This is a genomic window from Azospirillum melinis (genome assembly GCF_013340935.1).
Taxonomy (GTDB): Bacteria; Pseudomonadota; Alphaproteobacteria; order Azospirillales; family Azospirillaceae; genus Azospirillum; species Azospirillum melinis.
In genome coordinates this window covers 99057-118633 of record NZ_WHOS01000002.1, presented here as the reverse complement: position 1 = coordinate 118633, position 19577 = coordinate 99057, and the positions used below count along the sequence as shown (strand labels likewise).

The window sequence follows — 19577 nt, the reverse complement described above, 5'->3', positions numbered from 1 at the left end:
GAAAAGGGGCGCCGGTCAGCCTATGGCCGTCATCGTGCGTCGGCTTGCGGCGGGGCGGCGACCATCGCCGGGGCGCTGCGGCCGCGGACCAGGCGTTCCACCGCCATCACGACCATCGGCGTCAGCAGGGCGATGTACATGTTGTCGATGCCGTAGGGGTTGCCCATCACGTACCAGACGGTGGTGCTGACGGTGGCGCCGAGCAGGCCCAGCGTGGCGCCCAGGTTGCTGGCGAACAGCGGCAGGAAGAAGCCGATCATCGCGACCACCGTGATCGACAGGCGCAGCGCCCGGGTGAAGAAGGACAGCTTCAGGATTTCCGGCACGAAGAAGACGAAGATCAGCGGCAGGAAACCGATGATGAGAGACAGGATGCGGGTGGTGCGGAACTCCTGCTCCGGCGTCGGCTTCTTCCACGGCACGTAGAAGTCACGCACCGCCAGCGAGGCGATGGCGAGCGCCACCGTGCTGACACTGACGAAGACCGAGGCGACGAGCGAGGTGGTGACGATGGCGGCCATCAGCGGGTGCATGGCGTCGAGGAACACCGGCAGCGCGTACAGGCTCTTCATGTCGGGATGGAGGTAATGCGCGGTCACGCCGATCAGCGCCAGCATGATGCCGAGCGGCAGGCAGAAGATGGCGGCATAGAAGGCGGAGCGCTGGGCCTCGCCGGCGCTGCGGTTGGACGAGATCGCCTGGATGACGAACTGGGTGGAGAAGATGGCGCCGACGGTGCCGATGACCCAGGCGAAGATCGTCGGCATGCCGATGGTGCCGTCGATGGTGAAATAATGGGCCGGCAGCTTTTCCACCATCGGGCCGATGCCGCCGCTGAGCGACAGCGCGGTGCCCAGCAGCAGGGCGATGCCCAGCAGCTTCAGCGCGCTGTGCAGGATGGTGACATAGGCGATGCCCTTCAGCCCGCCGAACACGTAGTAGAAGGTGCTGACCACCGCGATGATGACCATCGCCCAGGTCAGATTGAGGTTCATGACGGTGGACAGGGCGGCGGCACCGCTGACGTAGTTGCCGACATTCACCAGCAGCAGCGCATACATCATGATGATCGACACCGTCCGCATGGTGGAGGTGCCGTAATATTTCGCGATGGCGGCGGAGATGGTGTATTCGCCCGATCCGTAGATGCGCTTGGCGAAGAACAGGCCGAACAGCAGGAAGCCGATGGAGGCGCCCAGCACCGACCAGGCCGACGCCATGCCGGAGCTGAAGGCTTCCTGCGCCGTGCCGATGGTGGATTTGGCGCCGATGAACTCGGACATCAGCAGGACGCCGACGACGGCTGCCGGCATCGACCGCGCGGCGTTCATGAACTCGCCGTTGTTGCGGCTGCGCAACCGCACCGTCAGCCAGGAGGTGAAGAGGATGTAGAGGACGACGATCCCCAGGATGAGCGCACTTTCTCCACTGGTGAAATGGTTCATGGACGGGTCTCCCTAACGGGCGGATGGATCCGCCTTCGGTGTTGTTCGGGGATTTGGCGCCGCCTCTGTTATTCGCGGCGCCATGCGGCGTGGAACAGCGTCACACCGCTTCGGCGTAGCGTGCCGCGATTGCCTTGATCCGGCTGTCCACCTCGTCGGCGATCAGCACCGGGGCGCGGCTGAAGCCGACCTCGGGCATGGCGCTGCGAAGAGCGCTCTTGACCATCGCCGGCGGGAAGCCCAGCGCGTACAACTCCTTGCGGAGCGTGCTGAAATGGGTCTGGTGCCTGTCGGCCGCAGCATCGTCGCCGGCCACGAAGGCGGCGTGGATGCCGTTGAGCGTCACCGGCGCGATGTTGCCGAGGCCGGAGATGCAGCCGGCCGCACCGTTGCGCAGTCCGTGCAGCACCAGCGAGTCCGGGCCGACCAGCACGTCGAAATCGTCACGCTCGCGCGCGATGGCGAGGAAGCCGTCCAGGCTCTCCTGCGAGCCGGCGCTGTCCTTGATGCCGATGATGTTGGGGTGGTCGGCCAGGATGCGGGCGGTCTCCGGCTCCAGCGTGTTCCCGGTGCGGGCCGGGATGTTGTAGAGATAGACCGGTACCGTCAGCGCGTCGGCGACGCGGCGGTAATGCTCCACCAGCTCGGCCTGCGAGCAGGCGATGAAGGACGGGGTGATGGCGGAGACCGCCTTGACGCCCAGCCGTTCGACCGCCTTGCCCAGCGCGATGGTCTGGTTGGTGGAGATCTCGCCGATATGGGCCAGCACCGGCACCTTGCCGTCGGCGGCCTCGACGCAGGTCTCCGCCACCGCCAGCTTCTCGTCGAAGGACAGGGCATAGAATTCGCCGTTGGTGCCGGCGCAGAAGACCCCGTTTCCGGCGGATGCCTGCCGCTTCACCTGCCGTCGCAGCGCTGCGAATTCGACGCGTTCGTCGCCGTCGAAGGGGGTGACGATCGCGACGAAGGGTCCGCCGATCTTGCCGCTGGTCTTGCTCATGGGATTAGCCTTTTCACGAACGGGATGAGGGCTTGGCGCCGCGCCGTCAGGCGGCGGCGCGGTACATGCCCAGGATGTCCTCGCGGCTGAGATCGCGCGGGTTGTTGTCGAGCAGCCGGCGGATGGCATGCGCCTCCTCGGCCATGCGCGGCAGATCGGCCTCCGGCACGCCGAACGCCGACAGCCGCATTGTGCAGCCTAGTTCCACGCACCAATCATGCGCGGCCTTGAACACCGCGGCCGGATCGGTGACCGCCGGAAGACCCAGCGCTTCCAGAACGGCGGCGGTCTTGGCCGGGACGGCCGGCGCGTTGAAGGCCAGCACATGCGGGAAGATCAATGCGTTGGCGGCGCCATGCGGGATGTGGTGGCGGGTGCCCAGCGGATAGGCGACGGCATGGCCGGCGGCGGTGTTGACCGGACCCAGGCAGATGCCGCCATAGAAGGACGCCAGCGACAGGCCGGCCCGCGCCTCGCGGTCGCTGCCGTCGGCGATGGCGCGTGGCAGGAAGCGGCCGACCAGCCGGATGCCTTCCAGGGCATAGAGGTCGATCAGCGGATGGGCCTTGCGGTTGGTGTAGGCCTCGACGCAATGGGCCAGCGCATCGACGCCGGTGGCGGCGGTCACCGCGGCCGGCACGCTCAGCGTCAGGTCGGGATCGACCACCGCCACGTCGGCCAGCATATGGACGCTCTGCACCGCCAGCTTGCTCATCGTCGCCGGGTCGGTGACCAGCGCGCGGGTGCCGACTTCGCTGCCGGTGCCGGCGGTGGTCGGGACCTGGACCAGCGTGGCGCGCTTGCCCGCGACCTTCTCCGGCCCGACCACGTCGCGGATCGTCTGGCCGCTGCCCGGCAGCACGGCGGCCAGCTTCGCCAGATCCATGGCGCTGCCGCCGCCGAAGCCGATCACCGCCTGCGGCTCGACCCGTTCGGCGACCGCGAGCAGCGCCTCAAGATTGGGAACGTCGGGCTCGGGCTTGATGTCGGCGAAGATCGTGACGACGCCCTCCAGCCCCAGCCGCTCCACGCGGGTGGCGTTGAAGGCGTCGGCGACCACCAGGATGCGGGTCAGGCCGCGCTCGCGCACCCAGCGGCCGGTCTCGGCCGCGGTGCCGGCGCCGAAGACGACGTGGGGCGGGCGGAGCAGGTCGATGGGCGTGGTCAGGTCGATGGTGCTCATTTTCAAGGTTCCTCAGGCGGCGACGCGCACGCGGGCGGCGGCCAGCTTCTCGGCGTAGTCGATGGCCTCGATCAGGCTCAGCTCGTTGGCGATGCCCTTGCCGGCGATGTCGAAGGCGGTGCCGTGGTCGACGGAGGTGCGGATGATCGGCAGGCCGAGCGTGATGTTGACGCCGCTCAGCGCGTCCCAGGTGCCGGTTTCGGGGTTGACGTTGAAGCCCAGCAGCTTGACCGGGATGTGGCCCTGGTCGTGGTACATGGCGACCACCGCGTCATACTGGCCGGCGCGCAGCTTGACGAAGATGGTGTCGCCGGGCACCGGCCCGACGACATCCAGCCCGTCGGCGACGCATTGGCGGATCACCGGCTCGGTCACCTCGATATCCTGGCGGCCAAACAGCCCGCCTTCGCCGGCATGCGGGTTCAGCGCGGCGATGGCGATGCGGCAGCGCGGCAGGCCGAGCCCGGCCAAAGTCTCGGCAGTGCGGTCGATGACGTAGCGCAGCCGTTCCGGCGTCAGCTTCTTCGGCACGTCCTCCAGCGCGATGTGGGTGGTGACGTGGCTGACCCGCATGTTGCCGTGGGCCAGCATCATCACCGAGCCGCGGGCGCCGGTCAGTTCGGCCAGCAGGTCGGTGTGGCCGGCGAAGTGATAGCCGGCCTTGTTCATCGCCTCCTTGTTCAGGGGCGCCGTCACGATGCCGTGGATGCGGCCGGCTTCGGCCAGCCGCACCGCGCGCTCCACCGCCAGATAGGCGAAGCGGCCGCCGTCGACCGACAGCACGCCGGGACGGATCGGCTCGCCCTCCGGCCCGGCCTGGAGGCAGGCCAGCGCCGGCCACTCGCCGTCGATGTCGGTCACCTCGGGGAAGTCGAGGTCGCTGCCGAGCGCATCGCGCGCCGCATGGAGGGCTGGGTTGCTGCCGATGACCAGCAGGCGCAGCGACCCGTCGGCCAGCCGGTCCTTCAGACGCGCGCAGGCCTTCACGATGATCTCCGGCCCGACGCCGGCCGGATCGCCCATGGTGATGGCCAGATGCGGTGTCATGCTTGTTCTCCCTGATGAAGCGGCGCAGCCAGCGCAAGCAGCCGGCGCAGCAGTGCCGGATCGCCGAACGCGCCCGATTTTGAAATGACGCGGACCCCGTCGAAGCGTCCGCCGCGCAGGATGGAGCAGGGCACCCCCGGCCAGACCTGTCCGTCCAGATCCAGCCGGTCGGCGTCAAGGGCGAGGCAGAGGCCGCGCAGGGTCTCGCCGCCGGCCACCAGCAGCGTGCCGGGCGGGTCGAGCCGGCGGACCAGCCGGGCGAACTCCCCTTCGATCCGCTGCGCCGCGTCGCTCCGCGCCAACCCCTTGGGCAGGGCGAGGGTGGCAAGCGCGATGCCGTCGCGGTCCAACCGCTGCGCCACCACCGTGGCCGAGGTGGAGCCACCGTCGGGCAGCGCCAGCACATGCTCCGGACAGGCGTCGATCTGCGCCGTCATCGCCGGATGGTTGGTGCCGAACAGGCCGAGGATCGGCCGTGGCAGTCGCAGGGCGACGGGGTCGCAGGCGGCGGTGCCCATCTGCCGGGCCAGCGCACCGGCCAGCCCGCTGCTGCCGCACCACAGCACGCGACCGTTCAGTAAGGGGCCGTTCAGCGCGAGGCCGGCGGCGGCGATGACGTCGAGATCGGCATCGGTTTCGGCATCCCACAGGCTGACGCCCGCCGGCACCGCCGCGCCGGGGCAGCAGGGCTGGACCGTAAAGCCTTCCCGCTCCAGATCGCCGCGCAGGTCGCTGGCCGCGGCTGTCCAATTGCGGGGGTCATCGCCGCGGGCGAGCTGGATGCCGCCGCGCGTGATGCGGCCCTGATAGGGGAAGGCGGGGGCGACGATGACATGATCGGGGGCCGTGGCGGCTATCCAGGCGGCGATCTCCGCTCCGGCATGGCCGCGCAGCAGGCTGTCGAGCTTGGCGTAATGGAGCGAGCCGGGGCTGCGCGGCAGGCCGGCGGCGATGGCGGCCACCCGGCGGCGGGCCTCCTCCCGCGTCGCCTCGCGCGTGCCGCTGTCGAAAGCGAGCGCATTCGGCAATGCTGGATAGGGCAGGCTCTGCCAGTAGACGGGGATCGGACCGGCGATGGCGGCGAACTGTGCGGCGGTGTCGAGCGCCCCGGTCAGGTCGTCGGCGATCAGGCACGGATGCGGCGTTGCCGATGGTCCGGCGGTCGCCTGGATGCCGTGCGGCGATCCGTCCTGTGGAACCATGCTGTCCATGGGTGGTCCCCATCCTTGTGAGCGGCGGCCCTCGCATTGCGATGGTCAGCTGCCGGGCGCTCCCGCCGCCCTCGACGATGACCCACTCCATCATAGCGCTGCGGAGATGTCAATATGTTGTAATGTTGTCGAGGGAAAAAAATGGGGATATGGTGGGGTTATTGGGCGCAACATGTTTACATGTTGCGCCAAGAAGCCATGGGCGCACCGATCCGCGCGCGCCAGCGACGGCCGGGCGGTGCGGTTCTGCCGGAAAAGCAATTGCAGGTCAGCGATTTACAGCGAGAGGTCCAGCGCCCGGCCTTCGAACACGCGGTCGCGCGACCCTTCCAGATGCGTGCGCATCCGCTGGCGTGCGGTTTCGCCGTCCCGGTGGCGGATGGCGTCGAAGATGCCGCGGTGTTCGTCATACACGCCGGTCAGGCCGGAACTCGGGCCCATCAGCGACACGCCATGGAACTTCATGCCGACGGAGATGTGATCCTTCAGCGCCTGCATCGACGACATGTAATAATGGTTGTTCGTCGCTTCGGCGATGGCGGTGTGGAAGGCGTAGTCGGCATCTTCGCGATGGCGGTGGGCGCGGGTCGCATCGTCCATCAGGCTCAGAGCCGCGGCGATGCGGTCCAGAGCGGCGTCGTTCCAGCGCAATGCGGCGTGATAGGCATGGTCCGGCTCGATGGTCAGCCGGAACTCGTAACAGCGCTGGATGTCGGCAATCGTTTCCACCGGCGCATAGCCCAGCACCGGCTGGCTTTCCTCCACCGCCACCCGGACGAAGCTGCCGGCGCCCTGGCGGGAATAAATAAGCCCGTCGTTGCGCAGCCGCTTCAACGCCTCGCGTACCACCGGGCGCGACACCTGGAAGCGGGCGGCAAGGTCGTTCTCGCCGGGCAGGCGCTCGTCGGGCTTGAAATCGCCGGCGCTGATCTGGGCCAGCAGCAGCTGGTAGATCCGCGTGACCAGCGGCGTCTGGCGGGTGCGGAGCAGCGGCGTGCCCTCTCCGCCACCCGACACCGCAGCGGTCATCGCGCCGTGTTCACTCGACTCCATCCTGTCGCTCCCGCTCCACTGGTTGCCGTCCCTCGGCTGTCAGGTATTTGTAAACATGTAAGGGCCAACTTGCCAGCCTTTAGGGAGCGGTTCGGGAATCAGCCCTGCGGTTCGGCCAGGAACATCCGGTAGGCCGGGTTGCCGGTCTCGTCCCAACAGGGATAGCCAAGCTCGTCCAGGCAACGCCGGAACCGTGTCCGGTCCTTCTCCGGCACCTGGATGCCGGCCAGCACGCGGCCATAGTCGGCGCCATGGTTGCGGTAATGGAACAGGGAGATGTTCCACTCCTGCGCCAGCCCATTCAGGAACTTCAGCAGGGCGCCCGGCCGTTCCGGGAACTGGAAGCGGTAGAGCAGCTCGTCCTTCAACCCGCGCACCCGGCCGCCGACCATGTAGCGGACATGGAGCTTCGCCATTTCGTTGTCGCTCATGTCCAGAACCGGGCAGTCCAGACCGCGCAGAAGATCGATGATCAGGCGCTTTTCCGCATCGCCCTCGGTCAGCTGGACGCCGACGAAGATCTGCGCCTCGCGGTCGTCGGCATAGCGGTAGTTGAACTCGGTGATCGAGCGCTTGCCGAGCGCCTGGATGAATTGCCGGTAGGCGCCCGGCCGTTCCGGGATGGTGACGGCCAGCAACGCCTCGCGCCGCTCGCCGATCTCCGCCCGTTCGGCGATGTGGCGCAGCCGGTCGAAGTTCATGTTGGCGCCGCTGCCGATGGCCACCAGACCCTTGCCTTGGAGCCTTTCGCGCTCGGCATATTTCTTCAGGCCGGCCAGACCGACGGCACCCGACGGTTCGGTGATGGCGCGGGTGTCTTCGAAGATGTCCTTGACGGCGGCGCAGATCTCGTCGGTGTTGACGGTGATGACCTCGTCCAGCAGCTCGCTGCACAGCCGGAAGGTTTCGCTGCCGACCTGACGGACGGCGACGCCGTCGGCGAACAGCCCGACCTGATCCAGCTGCACGCGCTTTCCGGCAGCGATGGCGGCGCCCATGCTGGCCGCGTCGTCGGGCTCGACGCCGATCACCTTCACGTCAGGGCGCAGGAACTTGACGTAGGCGGCGATCCCGGCGGCCAGCCCGCCGCCGCCGATCTGCACGAAGATGGCGTCCAGCGGGTGCGGGTGCTGGCGCAGGATCTCCATGCCGACGGTGCCCTGGCCGGCGATCACGTCGGGATCGTCATAGGGGTGGATGAAGGTCAGTCCCTTCTCCGCCTCGATCTGACGGGCGTGGAGATAGGCGTCGTCGAAGACGTCGCCGTGCAGCACGACCTTGCCGCCGCGGCTCTTGACCGCCTGGACCTTGATGGCCGGCGTCGTCCGCGGCATGACGATCACTGCCTTGATGCCCAGCTTCTGCGCCGACAGCGCCACGCCCTGGGCATGGTTGCCGGCCGACGCGCAGACCACACCGCGCTCCCGCGCTTCCGGCGGAAGCCCGACCATCTTGTTGTAGGCGCCGCGCAGCTTGAAGGAGAAGACGGGTTGCAGATCCTCGCGCTTCAGCAGGGCGATGTTGTTCAGGCGCTGCGACAGCCGCGGCATCGGATCGAGCGGGCTTTCGATCGCCACGTCGTAGACGCGGGCGGTGAGGATTTTGCGGACATACTCGTGCATGAACATCGGCCTTCCTGAACAAGTCGCGGACACCATAGCAAAGCCGTGGCGAAGCCGCCGCCTTTTGACGCTATGGCGCCTGCACCGCGCGGAAGGCGAGGGGCACGGCGACGCGCATCACCTCGATGAAGCGGCGCAGGCGGGCCGGCTGGTGGCGGGCGGGATGATAGACCAAGCTGACGGGCAGGGTGGGCGCCTGCCAGTCCGGCGCCAGCTGCACCAGCCGGCCTGCCGCCAGATCGTCCACCAGCGCCCATTGCGAGGCGATGGCTGCCCCCAGCCCCAGGATCGCCGCGTTGCGGATTGCCTGCAGCCCGTCGGTGGACAGGCGCGGGCGGATGGGGAAGCCGACCGTCTCGCCGGTCCCGGCATGGGTCAGCGTCACCTCGCCCCGGTAGAAGGTGCGCAGGGCCAGCCAGGGCAGGTCCGCCAACTCGTCCGGATGCTGCGGCACCGGCCGCCCGCCGAGCAGGGTGGGGGAGGCGACGGCGATCCGCGGCACTTCCGCCAACCGCAGGGCGACCACCGACGGATCGGCGATCTCGCCGACGCGGATGGCGCAGTCGATGCCCTCGGCGATGAAATCCGGCATGCGGTCGTGCAGGAGCCATTCCACCGTCATCCGCGGATAGCGGCGCAGATAGTCCGCCACTGGCCCGATCAACTGCTGCTGTCCGAAGGCATGCGGCGCCAGCACCCGCAAATGTCCGGTCGGCTGGTCGTCGGCGCCCCGGACATCGCTTTCCAGCATCTGCCAGCCGGCCAGCAGATCCTTGGCCCGCTCGTAACAGAGGGTGCCGTCCTCCGTCAGGTTCATCCGGTGGGTCGAGCGGTGCAGCAGCCGGACGCCAAGCGTCCGCTCCAGCAGTTGCAGGCGGCGGCTGACCGTCGGCTGGGTGCTGCCCAGCTGTGCGGCCGCGGCCGACAGATTCCCCGCCTCCACGATGCGGACGAAGGTCTCCAGCAGGGCGATGCGGTCGCTGCCGACCGCCGAGAGGTCATTGCTCATACGTGAAGCGTATAGCAAATCTACACCCGGTCCGGCTACCGTGACCTGCGACCCGCAGTCATATTCCCCCTCAACCAAGCCACTGTCTGCCCTTGAGGGGATCGAACGATGACAACCATTCAAACCGCGCATGCAACGCCGCTGGCAAGTCCAATGCCGCTTGCTCCTGCGCATGACAGCGGGATGAGCCGGCCGCTGGTGTTCCTGATGGCCGCTGGCGCCGGTCTGGCGGCGGCGACTCTCTATTACAGCCAGCCGATGCTGGGCGTGCTCGGCACCGACATCGGGGCGGCGGACCGGACGGTCGGTTGGGTGCCGACGCTGACGCAACTGGGATATGCTTTCGGCATCCTGCTGCTGGCTCCGCTGGGCGACCGCTTCGACCGCCGCCGCATCATCCTGGCGAAGGTGTCGGTGCTGGTCGCGGCCCTGCTGGCGGCGGGCTTCGCGCCTTCCATCGGCGGATTGCTGGCGGCGAGCCTGGTGATGGGTCTTTCGGCCACGCTGGCGCAGGACATCGTCCCCGCCGCCGCGACCCTGGCCCCGGCGGAGCATCGCGGCCGGGTGGTCGGCACGGTGATGACCGGCCTGCTGCTGGGCATCCTGCTCTCTCGGGTGGTCAGCGGCGTCATCGCCGAACAGTTCGGCTGGCGCGCCGTGTTCGTCGTCGCCGCCGGCAGCATCGCCCTGCTGGGTGCCGCGCTGTGGCGCGGGCTGCCGCGCTTCAAGCCGACGACCGACCTCGGCTACGGCGAACTGCTGGGTTCGATGGTCACGCTGTGGGGCCGTCATCCCGGACTGCGCCGGGCGGCGATGGCGCAGGGGTTGCTGTCGCTGGGCTTCAGCGCCTTCTGGTCGACCCTGGCGGTGATGCTGCATGGCGCGCCGTTCCATCTGGGCGCCGCCGCAGCGGGCGCCTTCGGTCTGGCCGGTGCGGCCGGTGCGCTGGTGGCGCCGATTGCCGGCCGCATCGCCGACAGCCGCGGTCCGGCGCTGATGACCCGGTTGGGTGCCGGTCTGGCCGTGCTGTCCTTCGCCGCCATGGCGCTGTCGCCGCTGCTGCCCGAAGGTGGCCGCCTGTGGCTGCTGGTTGCGAGCGCCGTCGGCTTCGACCTGGGCGTCCAGGCATCGCTGATCGCCCATCAGACCATCGTCTACGGCATCGATCCGGCCGCCCGCAGCCGCCTGAACGCGGTGCTGATGGTCGGCATGTTCATCGGCATGGCTGCCGGCGCCACGCTGGGCAGCCAGGCCCTGGCCGCCTGGGGCTGGAACGGTGTGGTCGCCGTCGCCACCGCCGCCTCGGCTGGAGCATTGATCCTGCGGCTCCTCACCCGGTCGGACCGCTGAACCATCCCTTTTCCTAAGATGACCGCAAGCCCCCCGGAGCCATGCCGAAACGCATGGCTCCGGGGGGCTTTTCGTTGCGATTTCGTCGATTGGCGGACCCAAGGAGCATGGGTCCGCCCCCAATTGGCCATCGCCCGCATCGTCAGCGCGGATTAGGCTGAGCGATCCCGCATTTTGAAATGGGGGGCGACATGGCTGACGTGGACAAGGCATTCGCGGGGGCGATTCCGGCGCTCTACGACCGTTATCTCGGCCCCCTCCTGTTCGAACCCTATGCCGGCGATATGGCACGACGGCTTACGGGCGTGGAAGGACGGATTCTGGAAACGGCGGCCGGAACCGGGATCGTGACGCGCGCCCTGGTCCAGACCCTGCCGGCAAGCGTCGAACTCGTTGCGACGGACCTCAATCAGCCGATGCTCGACCATGCGGCGCAGAAGCTGGATGCGTCACGCGAGACCCCACGAGTTATTTGGCAGCAGGCGAACGCCCTGAGCCTGCCTTTCGAGAGCGACAGCTTCGATGCGCTCGTCTGTCAGTTCGGCGTGATGTTCTTCCCGGACAAGTCCGCGGGGTTTGCCGAAGCCCGCCGGGTGCTGAAGCCGGGAGGCCGCTTCCTGTTCAGTGTGTGGGACCGGATCGAGGACAATGAGATCGCCGCGGTCGTCAGCGCCGCCGTCGCCGCGGCCTTTCCCGACGATCCGCCCGGCTTCATGGCACGGACGCCGCACGGCTACCATGACACCGGGCGCATCCGCGACGACCTCCACGGAGTCGGCTTCACCGACATCGGGATCGAGACCGTGACGTTGCGCAGCCGGGCGGCGACGGCCGCCGATCCGGCGACCGGCTTCTGCCAGGGAACGCCCATGCGCCTGGAGATCGAGGCGCGGGATGCAGGCCGTCTCGACGAGGTGACGGACCTCGCCACCCAGGCCATCGCCCGGCATTTCGCCGACGGCCCCATCGACGGCAGGATTCAGGCGCATGTGATAACGGCGGTGGCCTGAGCCGGGGACACAATGGTCAGTGCCGGGGGCAGTGCCGGGCCGCCACGACCTTGCCCGGATTCATCACTCCCAGCGGGTCGAACAGCTGCTTGATGCCGTGCATCAGCGCCATCTCCGCCGGTCCCTTGAAGGCGGCAAGCGCGTCGCGCATGCTCTGGCCAATGCCATGCTCGGCGCTGATGGTGCCGCCGAGCGCGATTGCCTGCTCATGGACCGCGGCGCTGATCGTCTGGGCGATGCGGTCCAGCGGCTCGCCCGATGTGCGGAGGCTTTCCGGCAGAATGGCGACCAGATGGATGTTGCCGTCGCCGATGTGCCCCACGGCCACGACGCGGGCATCGGGCCGCACCGCCGCGACCGCCGCGGTAGCGCGGGCGACGAAGTCGGGGATGCGGGCGACCGGCACCGCGGTGTCGTGGCCGACGACGATGCCGCTCTTGCGATTGGCCTCCGACACGCTGTGGCGCAGCTTCCACATCCCATTCGCCTGGGCCTGGCTGCGGGCGACCGCCGCGTCGGCGATGCGTCCGTCCTCCAGCCCGGTTGCCAGCAGATCCTCCAGCCGCGCGGCCAGATCCAGCCCCTGCATCGGGTCGGTGACCTCGACCAGCAGATACCAGGGCATGATTGTGCCGAGCGGCCTGACCGTGCCCGGCACATGGGCCAGCACCGACGCCAGTTGCGCCTCCGACAGGATTTCCGCCGTGGTCACCCGGTCACCCAGCGCACCGCGCAGTTGGGCGAACACTTGCAGGGCCGCGTCCAGCGAGGGCAGGGCGAGGAAGCCGGTGGCAACACTTTGCGGCCTTGGGAACAGCTTCAGCGTCGCCGCGGTGACGATGCCCAGCGTGCCCTCCGCCCCGATGAACAGGTGCTTCAGGGCGTAGCCGGTGTTGTCCTTGCGCAGCGCCCGCAGCCCGTTCCACAGCGTGCCGTCGGGCAGCACCACCTCCAAACCAAGCACGAGGTCGCGCATCGGGCCATAGCGCAGGACGGCGGTTCCGCCGGCGTTGGTGGCGATGGTGCCGCCGATCTGGCAGCTGCCCTCGCTGCCCAGACTCATCGGGAACAGCCGCCCGGCCTCCTCCGCGGCGGCCTGGACCGCGGCCAGGGTGCAGCCGGCCTCCACCGTCAGGCTGTCGCCGATGGGATCGACCTCGCGGACCCGGTTCAGGCGCGACAGGCACAGGACGAGGCTCCGTCCGCTGTCGTCGGGAATGGCGCCGCCGACCACCCCGGTGTTGCCGCCCTGCGGAACCAGCGGCGTGCCGGTCTCCGCGCACAGCCGGACGATGGCCGCCACCTGAGCCGCATCGGCCGGACGGACCACGCCCAGCGCTGCACCGCGGTAGCGCCCGCGCCAATCCGCCAGGAAGGGGGCGGTGTCGGCCGGATCGGACAAGACATGCGCCGGCCCGAGGATCGCCCGCGCCCGCTCCACCACCTCTGTACCGGACATGCCCGTCACAGCCCGAGATAGGCGGTCTTGATGCGCGGATCGGCCAGCAGGGTCTGGGCCGAATCCTCCATCACCACCCGCCCGGTCTCCAGCACATAGGCGCGGTCGGCCAGACGCAGGGCCAGATCCACCCGCTGCTCGACCAGCAGGATGGTGATGCCGGTACCATGCAGGTTCTTGATGGTGTCGGCCAGCGTGTCGACGATGATCGGCGCCAGCCCCAGCGTCGGCTCGTCCAGCATCAGGCATTTCGGGTTGGCCATCAGGCCGCGGCCGAAAGCGACAAGCTGCTGCTGCCCGCCGCTCATCGTGCCGGCCTTCTGGGTGCGGCGTTCGGCCAGGATGGGGAACAGCTCGTAGACCCAGCGCAGCCGTTCGGCGAAGCCCATGCTGCCGGGCCGGCCGCGGAGCGCGCCCAGCTCCAGATGCTCCAGCACCGTCATCTCGGGGAAAAGCTGGCGGCCCTCCGGTACATGGACCAGCCCGCGCTCGATCACCTGATGGGGCGCCAGCCGGTCGATGCGCTCGCCGTCGAAGGTGATCGTCCCGCCGCTCGGCCGCAGCAGGGCGGAGATCGCCTTCAGCGTCGTCGTCTTGCCGGCGCCGTTGGAGCCGACCAGCGTGACCAGCTCGCCGTCCTCGACGGTCAGGGAGACGTCGTGCACCGCCTCGCGGTGGCCGTAGCGGACCTTCAGACCTTCGACCTTAAGCATCGACCGGCTCCCGTCCCAGATACACGCGGATCACTTCCGGATCGTTCAGCACCTTGGCCGGCGGTCCCTCGGCGATCTTCACCCCATGGTCCAGCACCACCAGCCGGTCGCAGACGCTGGCGACCACGCGCATGTGGTGCTCCACCAGCAGCACTGTGACGCCGCGGGCGCGGATGCGGCGGATCATTTCGACCAACCGCTGGCCCTCCTCCGGGTTCATGCCGGCGGCCGGCTCGTCGAGGAGGAGCAGGCGCGGCTCGGCGGCCAGCGCGATGGCGATCTCCAGCCGGCGCTGCTCGCCGTAGGACATGGCGTCGGCCAGCGTGTCGGCGCGGTGGTCGAGGTCGCAGAAGGCCAGGATCTCCAGCGCCTTGCGCCGCAGCTCCGCCTCTTCCCGCCGATAGGCGGGGCTGCGCAGGATGGCGGCCCCCCAGCCCGCCCGCGTCGTGCGGTAGGCGGCGCTGCGCACATTGTCGAGCGCGGTCAGGCTGGGGAACAGGCTGGTGATCTGGAAAGTGCGCGACACGCCGCGCTGGCCCATGACGTGCGACGGCGCGCCGGTGCAGTCGGTGCCGGCGAAGCGGATGCTGCCGGATGAGGGCGGCAGCGAACCGCCCAGCATGTTGAACAGCGTCGTCTTGCCGGCGCCGTTCGGTCCGATCAGCCCGACCACCTCGCCGGCCTGAACCGTCATGGTGACGTCGCGCACCGCGGTCAGGCCGCCGAAGATGCGGGTCAGGTTGCTGACGGCGAGGATTTCCTGAGCGGCGGGGTTCATTTCGCACCTCCCTCGGTGCTGGGCAAGCCGGTGGGCGTGGCCGGCTGGGTGTTCTCCGACCTGTGGGCATTCCGCCAGCGCTGCCACAGGCTGATCAGCCCGCCCGGCAGGAAGACGACGGTTCCGGTCAGCAGGGCCGCGAAGATGACCATGCGCAGCGGGCCGGCGACGCGCAGCGATTCCAGGAGGCCGATATAGACCAGCGCCCCCAGGATCGGCCCCAGGATGGTGCCGCGCCCGCCGATGATGACGACGATGATGAGGGCGGCGACATTGTGGACGCCCATGATGTCCGGGGTGATGACCCGGATGTAGTGGGCATAGATGGCGCCGCCGATGCCGGCGATGGCGGTGGCGGCAACGAAACCCATCAGCTTGGTGTGGAAGACGTTGATGCCGAGCGAGGCGGCGAGCGGCGCATTCTCCCGCACCGCCAGGAAGGCGCGGCCGGTGCGGCTGCCCACCAGAGCGTGGCAGAGATAGGCGGTCGCCAGCACCAGCGCCAGCACCAGATAATAGGTCGGGCGGGCGCTGTCGAAGGCCAGCGGGCCGATCGCCATCGGCGGGATGTCGGTGATGCCCATGGGCCCGCGCGTCAGATCGACCCAATGGTTGGTGATGGTGAACAGGATGGCGCCGAAGCCCAGCGTCAGGATGGCGAACTGCGGCCCGACCACGCGCAATGCGGCATAGCCGATGACCAGACCGAAGGCCGCGGCCACCAGCCCGGCCAGCGGCAGGCCCAGCAGCGGCGGCAGGCCGAGCTGCGTCGAGAGGATCGCCGAGGTGTAGGCGCCGACGCCGACGAAGGCAGCATGGCCGAAGGTGAGTTCGCCGAGATAGCCGATGACGATGTTGAGGCTGAGCGCCAGCAGCGCATACAGCATCCACAGAACCAGCAGATGTTCCAGATAGGCGTTGCCGGCCAGGAAGGGCAGGACGGCCAGCGCGGCGACGCCGCCGGCGATTGCCAGGGGCTGGCCGTGAGAGTTGGTGTTCATCGCAGACCCCGCGCCGTGCTGAACAGGCCGTTGGGGCGCCACAGCAGGACCGCGATGATCATCGCGTAGCCGATCGCCTCCATGAAGCCGAGGGAGATGTAGCCGCCGCCCAGCGATTCGATGACGCCGAGCAGCAGGCCGGCGAAGAGGGCGCCGGTGACGCTGCCCAGACCGCCCATGATGACGACGATGAAGCCCTTCAGCACCGCCCAGTTGCCGATGGTCGGGAAGATCATCACGGTGGGGCCGACCAAGGCGCCCGACAGCGCCGCCAGCCCGCAGGCGAGCGCGAAGGTGTAGGTGTGGACCAGCCCGATGTTGATGCCGGTCAGCGCCGCGCCGTCCGGGTTCTGCGCTGTCGCCCGCATCATCTTGCCGAAGCGCGAATAGCGGATGAACAGGTAGACGGCGATCAGCGTCACCACCGCGGCGGCGAAGACTAGCACGCGCTGCTGGGTCAGCGTCACCGTGCCGATGTCCAGCACCTCGTCGGCGAAGGGGCTCTCGACATATTTCGGATCGGCGCCGAACAGCAGTTCGCCGCCGTTGGCGATCAGCAGGGCAAGGCCCAGGCTGGACAGCAGGATGGTGAATTCATGGTCGCGGCGCAGCGGCCAGAAGATCAGCTTGTTGGCGGCGACGCCGAGCCCCGCCACCACCACGGCCGAGATCGCCGCCGCCGCGATGTAGTCGAGCCCGAACAGGGTGCCGACGAAATAGGTGATGTAGGCGCCGAGCATGTAGAACTCGCCATGGGCGAAATTCACGATGCGCAGCACCCCGAAGACCAACGTCAGCCCGGTGGCGATGAGCACATAGGCCATCCCGTTGACCAGGCCGTTCGCGATCTGCTGGGCGAAGACGGTGAAATCCATGTCGAATCTTCCTGTCGGGAGTCCCCCTCTCCCGCCCCGGGAGAGGGAAGGGGCCCGCCGCGAAGCGGTGGGAAGGGTGAGGGGTGATCCAAGGAACCAGGCGGTCCGGGATTCTTGGCCGCCCCCTCACCCTCCCCACTTCGTGGGTCCCCTCCCTCTCCCGGGACGGGAGAGGGCTTCTTGCTACCGGTCATTAATCCCGGACGCTGACGATCTGCTTCTTCTGAACCTGCACCAGATGGATCGCCTGGCTCGCCTGACCCTTGTCGGAGAAGCGCAGCTCCCCCATCACGGTCGGGACCGCCTGCGACTTCAGGGCCGCGGCGATCTTGTCGTAGGCGCGCGGGTCACCGCCGGCGGCATCGACGCCGAAGGCCAGGGTCTGCACCGCCTGGGCGCCGAGCGCGGCGATGAAGGACGGGTCGTTCTTGTAGTCCTTGCGGTACTGCTCCAGCCACGGCTTCAGCGACGGGGCGGCGCCGTCCTCGGTGAAGGGCGAGGCGGAATAAACCTGCTCCAGCGAGTTGCCGGACAGCTCGACCAGCTTCGGGTTCATGTTGCCGGCCGACGCGATGACCTTGCCGCGATAGCCGGTTTGCTTGATCTGCCGGTAGATCGTCGCGCCCTGCGAGGTGTTGATCGCCGCGACATAGATGGCGTCGGCGTTCAGCGACTTCAGCTTGGTCAGCGCGGTGGTGAAGTCCGTGTCGGTGCGGTTGTAGAACTCGTGCCCCTTCACCTCGATGCCGCAGCCGGTCAGCAGCTTGGTGTAGTTGTCCAGCTCCAGCCGGCCCCAGTCGTCGTTGACGTTCATGAATGCGATGGACTTGGGCTTGATCCGCTCGCAGATCGCCTTCGAATAGAACTCCGACATCATCGCCGAGGTGGCGTTCAGGCGGAACAGGTACTTGTGTCCCTCCTCCGTCACCTTGGGATGCTGGGAGCTGGTCATGACGGTGATGATCTTGTCGCGCGTCACTTCCTTCATCGACAGGGCGACGGCGCTGAACCAGCCGCCGATGATCATGTCGACGTTGTCCTGCTCCATCGCCCGTTTGGCGGCGCTGACGCCATCCTCGGGGGAACCCTTGTCGTCGTAGGTCAGCAGCTCGATCTTGCGGCCGCCGGCCACACCGCCCTTGGCGTTGATCACCGCGGCCATCGCCTGCGCGCCTTCCAGGCCGAGTTGGCCTTCGAAGGCGCCGGTGCCGCTCATCGGCCCGATGAGGGCGATGCGGACCGGGGGCTGCTGCGCCTGTGCGCCGGTGGTGCCGGCGACGGGAATGGTCAGGGCCAGGGCCGCCGCGGCGGCAAGGAGAGTGCGCCTACCGAACATGGGGTTCCTCCGTGGATTGGTCGTCTTTTGCGTTGCCCTTGGCCCCGGCGGGTGGTGCCCGCCGGCAAAGGATCGTCAGGCGGTCTTCAGGTAGCGCTTCTGCAATTCCTCGATCTGCGGGAAGCCGATGAAGTCGATGAAGCTGTTGTGGTCGGTCACCGGGCGCGGCAGGTCGCGGGTGGAGCGGCGTTCCGCCAGTGCGGCCAGATTCTCTTTCAGCGCCGAGGCGACGGTCATCAGCGGCACCAGCGCGTAGGTCGCCATGCCGGCCACCTCCTCGACCTCGTCGGCCGACAGCTTCTCCAGCCAGCCGAGCAGCTGCAGCGACAGCGGCGCGCCGACCGCCTCGCGCATGGCGCGCAGTCCGTCGATGTCCTTGAAGCACTTGCTGATCGGCTGGATCATGTCGGCGCCGGCGGCGACATAGGCGCGCCCGCGCTCCATGGCGGCGGCCGGATCGACCACATCGGTGCGGGCGATGATCAGCATGTTGGGATCGCGCCGGGCCTCGACCGCCGCCTGGATCTTGGCGACGCCCTCGTCCATCGGGATCACCTCGACCCCGCCGACGCAGATCGGGCAGCGCTTGGGTGCCACCTGATCCTCCATGATGACGGCCGACACGCCCGACGCCTCGAACTCGCGGATCGTGCGCATCACGTTGATGGCGTTGCCGTATCCGGTGTCGATGTCGGCGATGACCGGGACATTGACCGCCGACACCACGTTGCGGACCACCGTCAGGTTTTCCGACATGGTGTAGAGCTCGGCATCCGGCTGGCCGAGGAAGGAGGCCGAGACGCCGAAGCCCGAGGTCATCAGCGCGTCGAAGCCGGCCGCCTCAATGAAACGGGCGGACAGGGCGTCATAGGCGCCGGCCGACCAGACGGTCTTCTGCGCCAGCACACGGTTGCGGAATTCAGATCCCCGGGACATGCGCATGATCCTTTTGTTCGCGTTGCTGGGCCGCCTGCCGCTTCAGGAAGGGGACGAGGCCGCCGGCCTCGATCATCTCGGCATCCGCCTGCGGCAGCGGCTCGAAGGGAATTTCGGTGCCTTGCGTGTGGTTGCGGACCACGCCCGCCGCCCAGTCGACCTCAATCTCGTCCCAGCGCTGGACGAAGCCGAGGATTCCGGGACAGCTGACCTGCGGGAAGCCCATGCTGACCTCGCCGCGCCAGTAGCCGGGCGAGAAGGACTCCGCGATCACCCCGGTGACGCCGAGATGGCGCATCGCCTTCATCGGCGGGTAGTGCGGGTGGCCGTAGCCGAAATTGTCGGCGCCGACCAGCAGGTCGCCCGGCCGCACCGACTTGGCGAAATCCGGGTCGTAGGCCTGCATGGCGACCTGCGCCAGTTCGGCCACGTCGGTGATCTTGATGTTCTTGACGCCGACGATCTGGTCGACGTCGAAATTCACCTCGTCGAAGATGAAGGCGACGCGGCCCTTCATCGGCGGCATATTGAGCGTGGGTTCGGTCATGG

The 19577-nt window shown here is 68.4% G+C and carries 18 protein-coding genes; 2 read left to right on the top strand and 16 right to left on the bottom strand.

All coding sequences use genetic code 11. The annotated features are described in order from the left end of the window. Positions 1 to 29: 29 nt before the first annotated feature. The 8 genes from GBZ48_RS02225 to GBZ48_RS02190 form a co-directional block, all read right to left on the bottom strand. Positions 30 to 1445 (bottom strand): sodium:solute symporter family protein, encoded by a 1416-nt coding sequence (locus tag GBZ48_RS02225; protein WP_174469512.1) that lies wholly within the window; start codon positions 1443 to 1445, stop codon positions 30 to 32. Between the two features lie 100 nt (positions 1446 to 1545). Continuing rightward, positions 1546 to 2445, bottom strand: coding sequence for a dihydrodipicolinate synthase family protein (locus tag GBZ48_RS02220; protein WP_174469511.1), 900 nt, complete (start codon positions 2443 to 2445; stop codon positions 1546 to 1548). A 46-nt stretch (positions 2446 to 2491) separates the two neighbouring features. Further along, positions 2492 to 3628, bottom strand: a complete 1137-nt coding sequence (locus GBZ48_RS02215; RefSeq protein WP_174469510.1) for an iron-containing alcohol dehydrogenase — start codon at positions 3626 to 3628, stop codon at positions 2492 to 2494. A 12-nt stretch (positions 3629 to 3640) separates the two neighbouring features. Continuing rightward, complete coding sequence (gene pdxA / locus GBZ48_RS02210; RefSeq protein WP_174469509.1) at positions 3641 to 4675, bottom strand: 4-hydroxythreonine-4-phosphate dehydrogenase PdxA; 1035 nt, start codon at positions 4673 to 4675, stop codon at positions 3641 to 3643. Beyond that, a complete protein-coding gene (locus GBZ48_RS02205; RefSeq protein WP_246306937.1) occupies positions 4672 to 5886 on the bottom strand; it encodes a four-carbon acid sugar kinase family protein in 1215 nt (404 codons plus the stop codon). The genes pdxA and GBZ48_RS02205 overlap by 4 nt, the downstream gene beginning before the upstream one ends. 276 nt (positions 5887 to 6162) lie before the next feature. Next, entirely contained in the window at positions 6163 to 6939 is a 777-nt protein-coding gene (locus GBZ48_RS02200; protein ID WP_174469508.1) for a FadR/GntR family transcriptional regulator, read from the bottom strand. A 98-nt stretch (positions 6940 to 7037) separates the two neighbouring features. Next, entirely contained in the window at positions 7038 to 8597 is a 1560-nt protein-coding gene (gene ilvA / locus GBZ48_RS02195) for a threonine ammonia-lyase, biosynthetic (RefSeq protein WP_174469507.1), read from the bottom strand. A gap of 34 nt (positions 8598 to 8631) precedes the next feature. Then, positions 8632 to 9570, bottom strand: a complete 939-nt coding sequence (locus GBZ48_RS02190) for a LysR family transcriptional regulator (protein ID WP_174469506.1) — start codon at positions 9568 to 9570, stop codon at positions 8632 to 8634. Positions 9571 to 9753: 183 nt separating this feature from the next. Between GBZ48_RS02190 and GBZ48_RS02185 the strand changes: the two genes are divergently transcribed. Beyond that, complete coding sequence (locus tag GBZ48_RS02185) at positions 9754 to 10920, top strand: MFS transporter (protein ID WP_246306936.1); 1167 nt, start codon at positions 9754 to 9756, stop codon at positions 10918 to 10920. Between the two features lie 179 nt (positions 10921 to 11099). Beyond that, complete coding sequence (locus tag GBZ48_RS02180) at positions 11100 to 11930, top strand: class I SAM-dependent methyltransferase (RefSeq protein ID WP_246306935.1); 831 nt, start codon at positions 11100 to 11102, stop codon at positions 11928 to 11930. 16 nt (positions 11931 to 11946) lie between these two features. Here GBZ48_RS02180 and GBZ48_RS02175 read toward each other — a convergent pair whose 3' ends face one another. The 8 genes from GBZ48_RS02175 to GBZ48_RS02140 all read right to left on the bottom strand — a co-directional run bounded on the left by GBZ48_RS02175 (position 11947) and on the right by GBZ48_RS02140 (position 19575). Next, a complete protein-coding gene (locus GBZ48_RS02175) occupies positions 11947 to 13389 on the bottom strand; it encodes an FAD-binding oxidoreductase (RefSeq protein ID WP_174469504.1) in 1443 nt (480 codons plus the stop codon). A gap of 5 nt (positions 13390 to 13394) precedes the next feature. Continuing rightward, positions 13395 to 14102 carry an ABC transporter ATP-binding protein gene (locus GBZ48_RS02170; protein WP_174469503.1) on the bottom strand — a complete coding sequence of 236 codons (708 nt, stop codon included), beginning with the start codon at positions 14100 to 14102 and terminating at the stop codon, positions 13395 to 13397. Then, positions 14095 to 14880: an ABC transporter ATP-binding protein gene (locus GBZ48_RS02165; RefSeq protein ID WP_174469502.1), complete on the bottom strand. Its 786-nt coding sequence runs from the start codon at positions 14878 to 14880 to the stop codon at positions 14095 to 14097. The genes GBZ48_RS02170 and GBZ48_RS02165 overlap by 8 nt, the downstream gene beginning before the upstream one ends. After that, the gene (locus GBZ48_RS02160; RefSeq protein WP_174469501.1) at positions 14877 to 15881 is read right to left on the bottom strand and encodes a branched-chain amino acid ABC transporter permease; all 1005 of its coding nucleotides are present in this window, start codon (positions 15879 to 15881) and stop codon (positions 14877 to 14879) included. The genes GBZ48_RS02165 and GBZ48_RS02160 overlap by 4 nt, the downstream gene beginning before the upstream one ends. Next, the gene (locus tag GBZ48_RS02155; protein WP_174469500.1) at positions 15878 to 16756 is read right to left on the bottom strand and encodes a branched-chain amino acid ABC transporter permease; all 879 of its coding nucleotides are present in this window, start codon (positions 16754 to 16756) and stop codon (positions 15878 to 15880) included. Before GBZ48_RS02155 ends, GBZ48_RS02160 begins: the two co-directional genes overlap by 4 nt. Before the next feature lie 193 nt (positions 16757 to 16949). Then, on the bottom strand, positions 16950 to 18092 hold the full coding sequence (locus GBZ48_RS02150; RefSeq protein WP_174469499.1) for an ABC transporter substrate-binding protein: 1143 nt from the start codon (positions 18090 to 18092) through the stop codon (positions 16950 to 16952). Positions 18093 to 18167: 75 nt separating this feature from the next. Further along, positions 18168 to 19028 (bottom strand): isocitrate lyase/PEP mutase family protein, encoded by an 861-nt coding sequence (locus GBZ48_RS02145; RefSeq protein WP_246306934.1) that lies wholly within the window; start codon positions 19026 to 19028, stop codon positions 18168 to 18170. After that, entirely contained in the window at positions 19012 to 19575 is a 564-nt protein-coding gene (locus tag GBZ48_RS02140; protein WP_246306933.1) for a 3-isopropylmalate dehydratase small subunit, read from the bottom strand. Before GBZ48_RS02140 ends, GBZ48_RS02145 begins: the two co-directional genes overlap by 17 nt. Between the last annotated feature and the right edge of the window lie 2 nt (positions 19576 to 19577).

What these genes read in the sequence shown, in the direction of transcription:
- GBZ48_RS02225 (WP_174469512.1), bottom strand. Translation starts at nt 1,445, where the DNA reads ATGAACCATTTCACCAGTGGAGAAAGTGCGCTCATCCTGGGGATCGTC.
- GBZ48_RS02220 (WP_174469511.1), bottom strand. Translation starts at nt 2,445, where the DNA reads ATGAGCAAGACCAGCGGCAAGATCGGCGGACCCTTCGTCGCGATCGTC.
- GBZ48_RS02215 (WP_174469510.1), bottom strand. Translation starts at nt 3,628, where the DNA reads ATGAGCACCATCGACCTGACCACGCCCATCGACCTGCTCCGCCCGCCC.
- pdxA (WP_174469509.1), bottom strand. Translation starts at nt 4,675, where the DNA reads ATGACACCGCATCTGGCCATCACCATGGGCGATCCGGCCGGCGTCGGG.
- GBZ48_RS02205 (WP_246306937.1), bottom strand. Translation starts at nt 5,886, where the DNA reads ATGGACAGCATGGTTCCACAGGACGGATCGCCGCACGGCATCCAGGCG.
- GBZ48_RS02200 (WP_174469508.1), bottom strand. Translation starts at nt 6,939, where the DNA reads ATGGAGTCGAGTGAACACGGCGCGATGACCGCTGCGGTGTCGGGTGGC.
- ilvA (WP_174469507.1), bottom strand. Translation starts at nt 8,597, where the DNA reads ATGGTGTCCGCGACTTGTTCAGGAAGGCCGATGTTCATGCACGAGTAT.
- GBZ48_RS02190 (WP_174469506.1), bottom strand. Translation starts at nt 9,570, where the DNA reads ATGAGCAATGACCTCTCGGCGGTCGGCAGCGACCGCATCGCCCTGCTG.
- GBZ48_RS02185 (WP_246306936.1), top strand. Translation starts at nt 9,754, where the DNA reads ATGAGCCGGCCGCTGGTGTTCCTGATGGCCGCTGGCGCCGGTCTGGCG.
- GBZ48_RS02180 (WP_246306935.1), top strand. Translation starts at nt 11,100, where the DNA reads ATGGGGGGCGACATGGCTGACGTGGACAAGGCATTCGCGGGGGCGATT.
- GBZ48_RS02175 (WP_174469504.1), bottom strand. Translation starts at nt 13,389, where the DNA reads ATGTCCGGTACAGAGGTGGTGGAGCGGGCGCGGGCGATCCTCGGGCCG.
- GBZ48_RS02170 (WP_174469503.1), bottom strand. Translation starts at nt 14,102, where the DNA reads ATGCTTAAGGTCGAAGGTCTGAAGGTCCGCTACGGCCACCGCGAGGCG.
- GBZ48_RS02165 (WP_174469502.1), bottom strand. Translation starts at nt 14,880, where the DNA reads ATGAACCCCGCCGCTCAGGAAATCCTCGCCGTCAGCAACCTGACCCGC.
- GBZ48_RS02160 (WP_174469501.1), bottom strand. Translation starts at nt 15,881, where the DNA reads ATGAACACCAACTCTCACGGCCAGCCCCTGGCAATCGCCGGCGGCGTC.
- GBZ48_RS02155 (WP_174469500.1), bottom strand. Translation starts at nt 16,756, where the DNA reads ATGGATTTCACCGTCTTCGCCCAGCAGATCGCGAACGGCCTGGTCAAC.
- GBZ48_RS02150 (WP_174469499.1), bottom strand. Translation starts at nt 18,092, where the DNA reads ATGTTCGGTAGGCGCACTCTCCTTGCCGCCGCGGCGGCCCTGGCCCTG.
- GBZ48_RS02145 (WP_246306934.1), bottom strand. Translation starts at nt 19,028, where the DNA reads ATGTCCCGGGGATCTGAATTCCGCAACCGTGTGCTGGCGCAGAAGACC.
- GBZ48_RS02140 (WP_246306933.1), bottom strand. Translation starts at nt 19,575, where the DNA reads ATGACCGAACCCACGCTCAATATGCCGCCGATGAAGGGCCGCGTCGCC.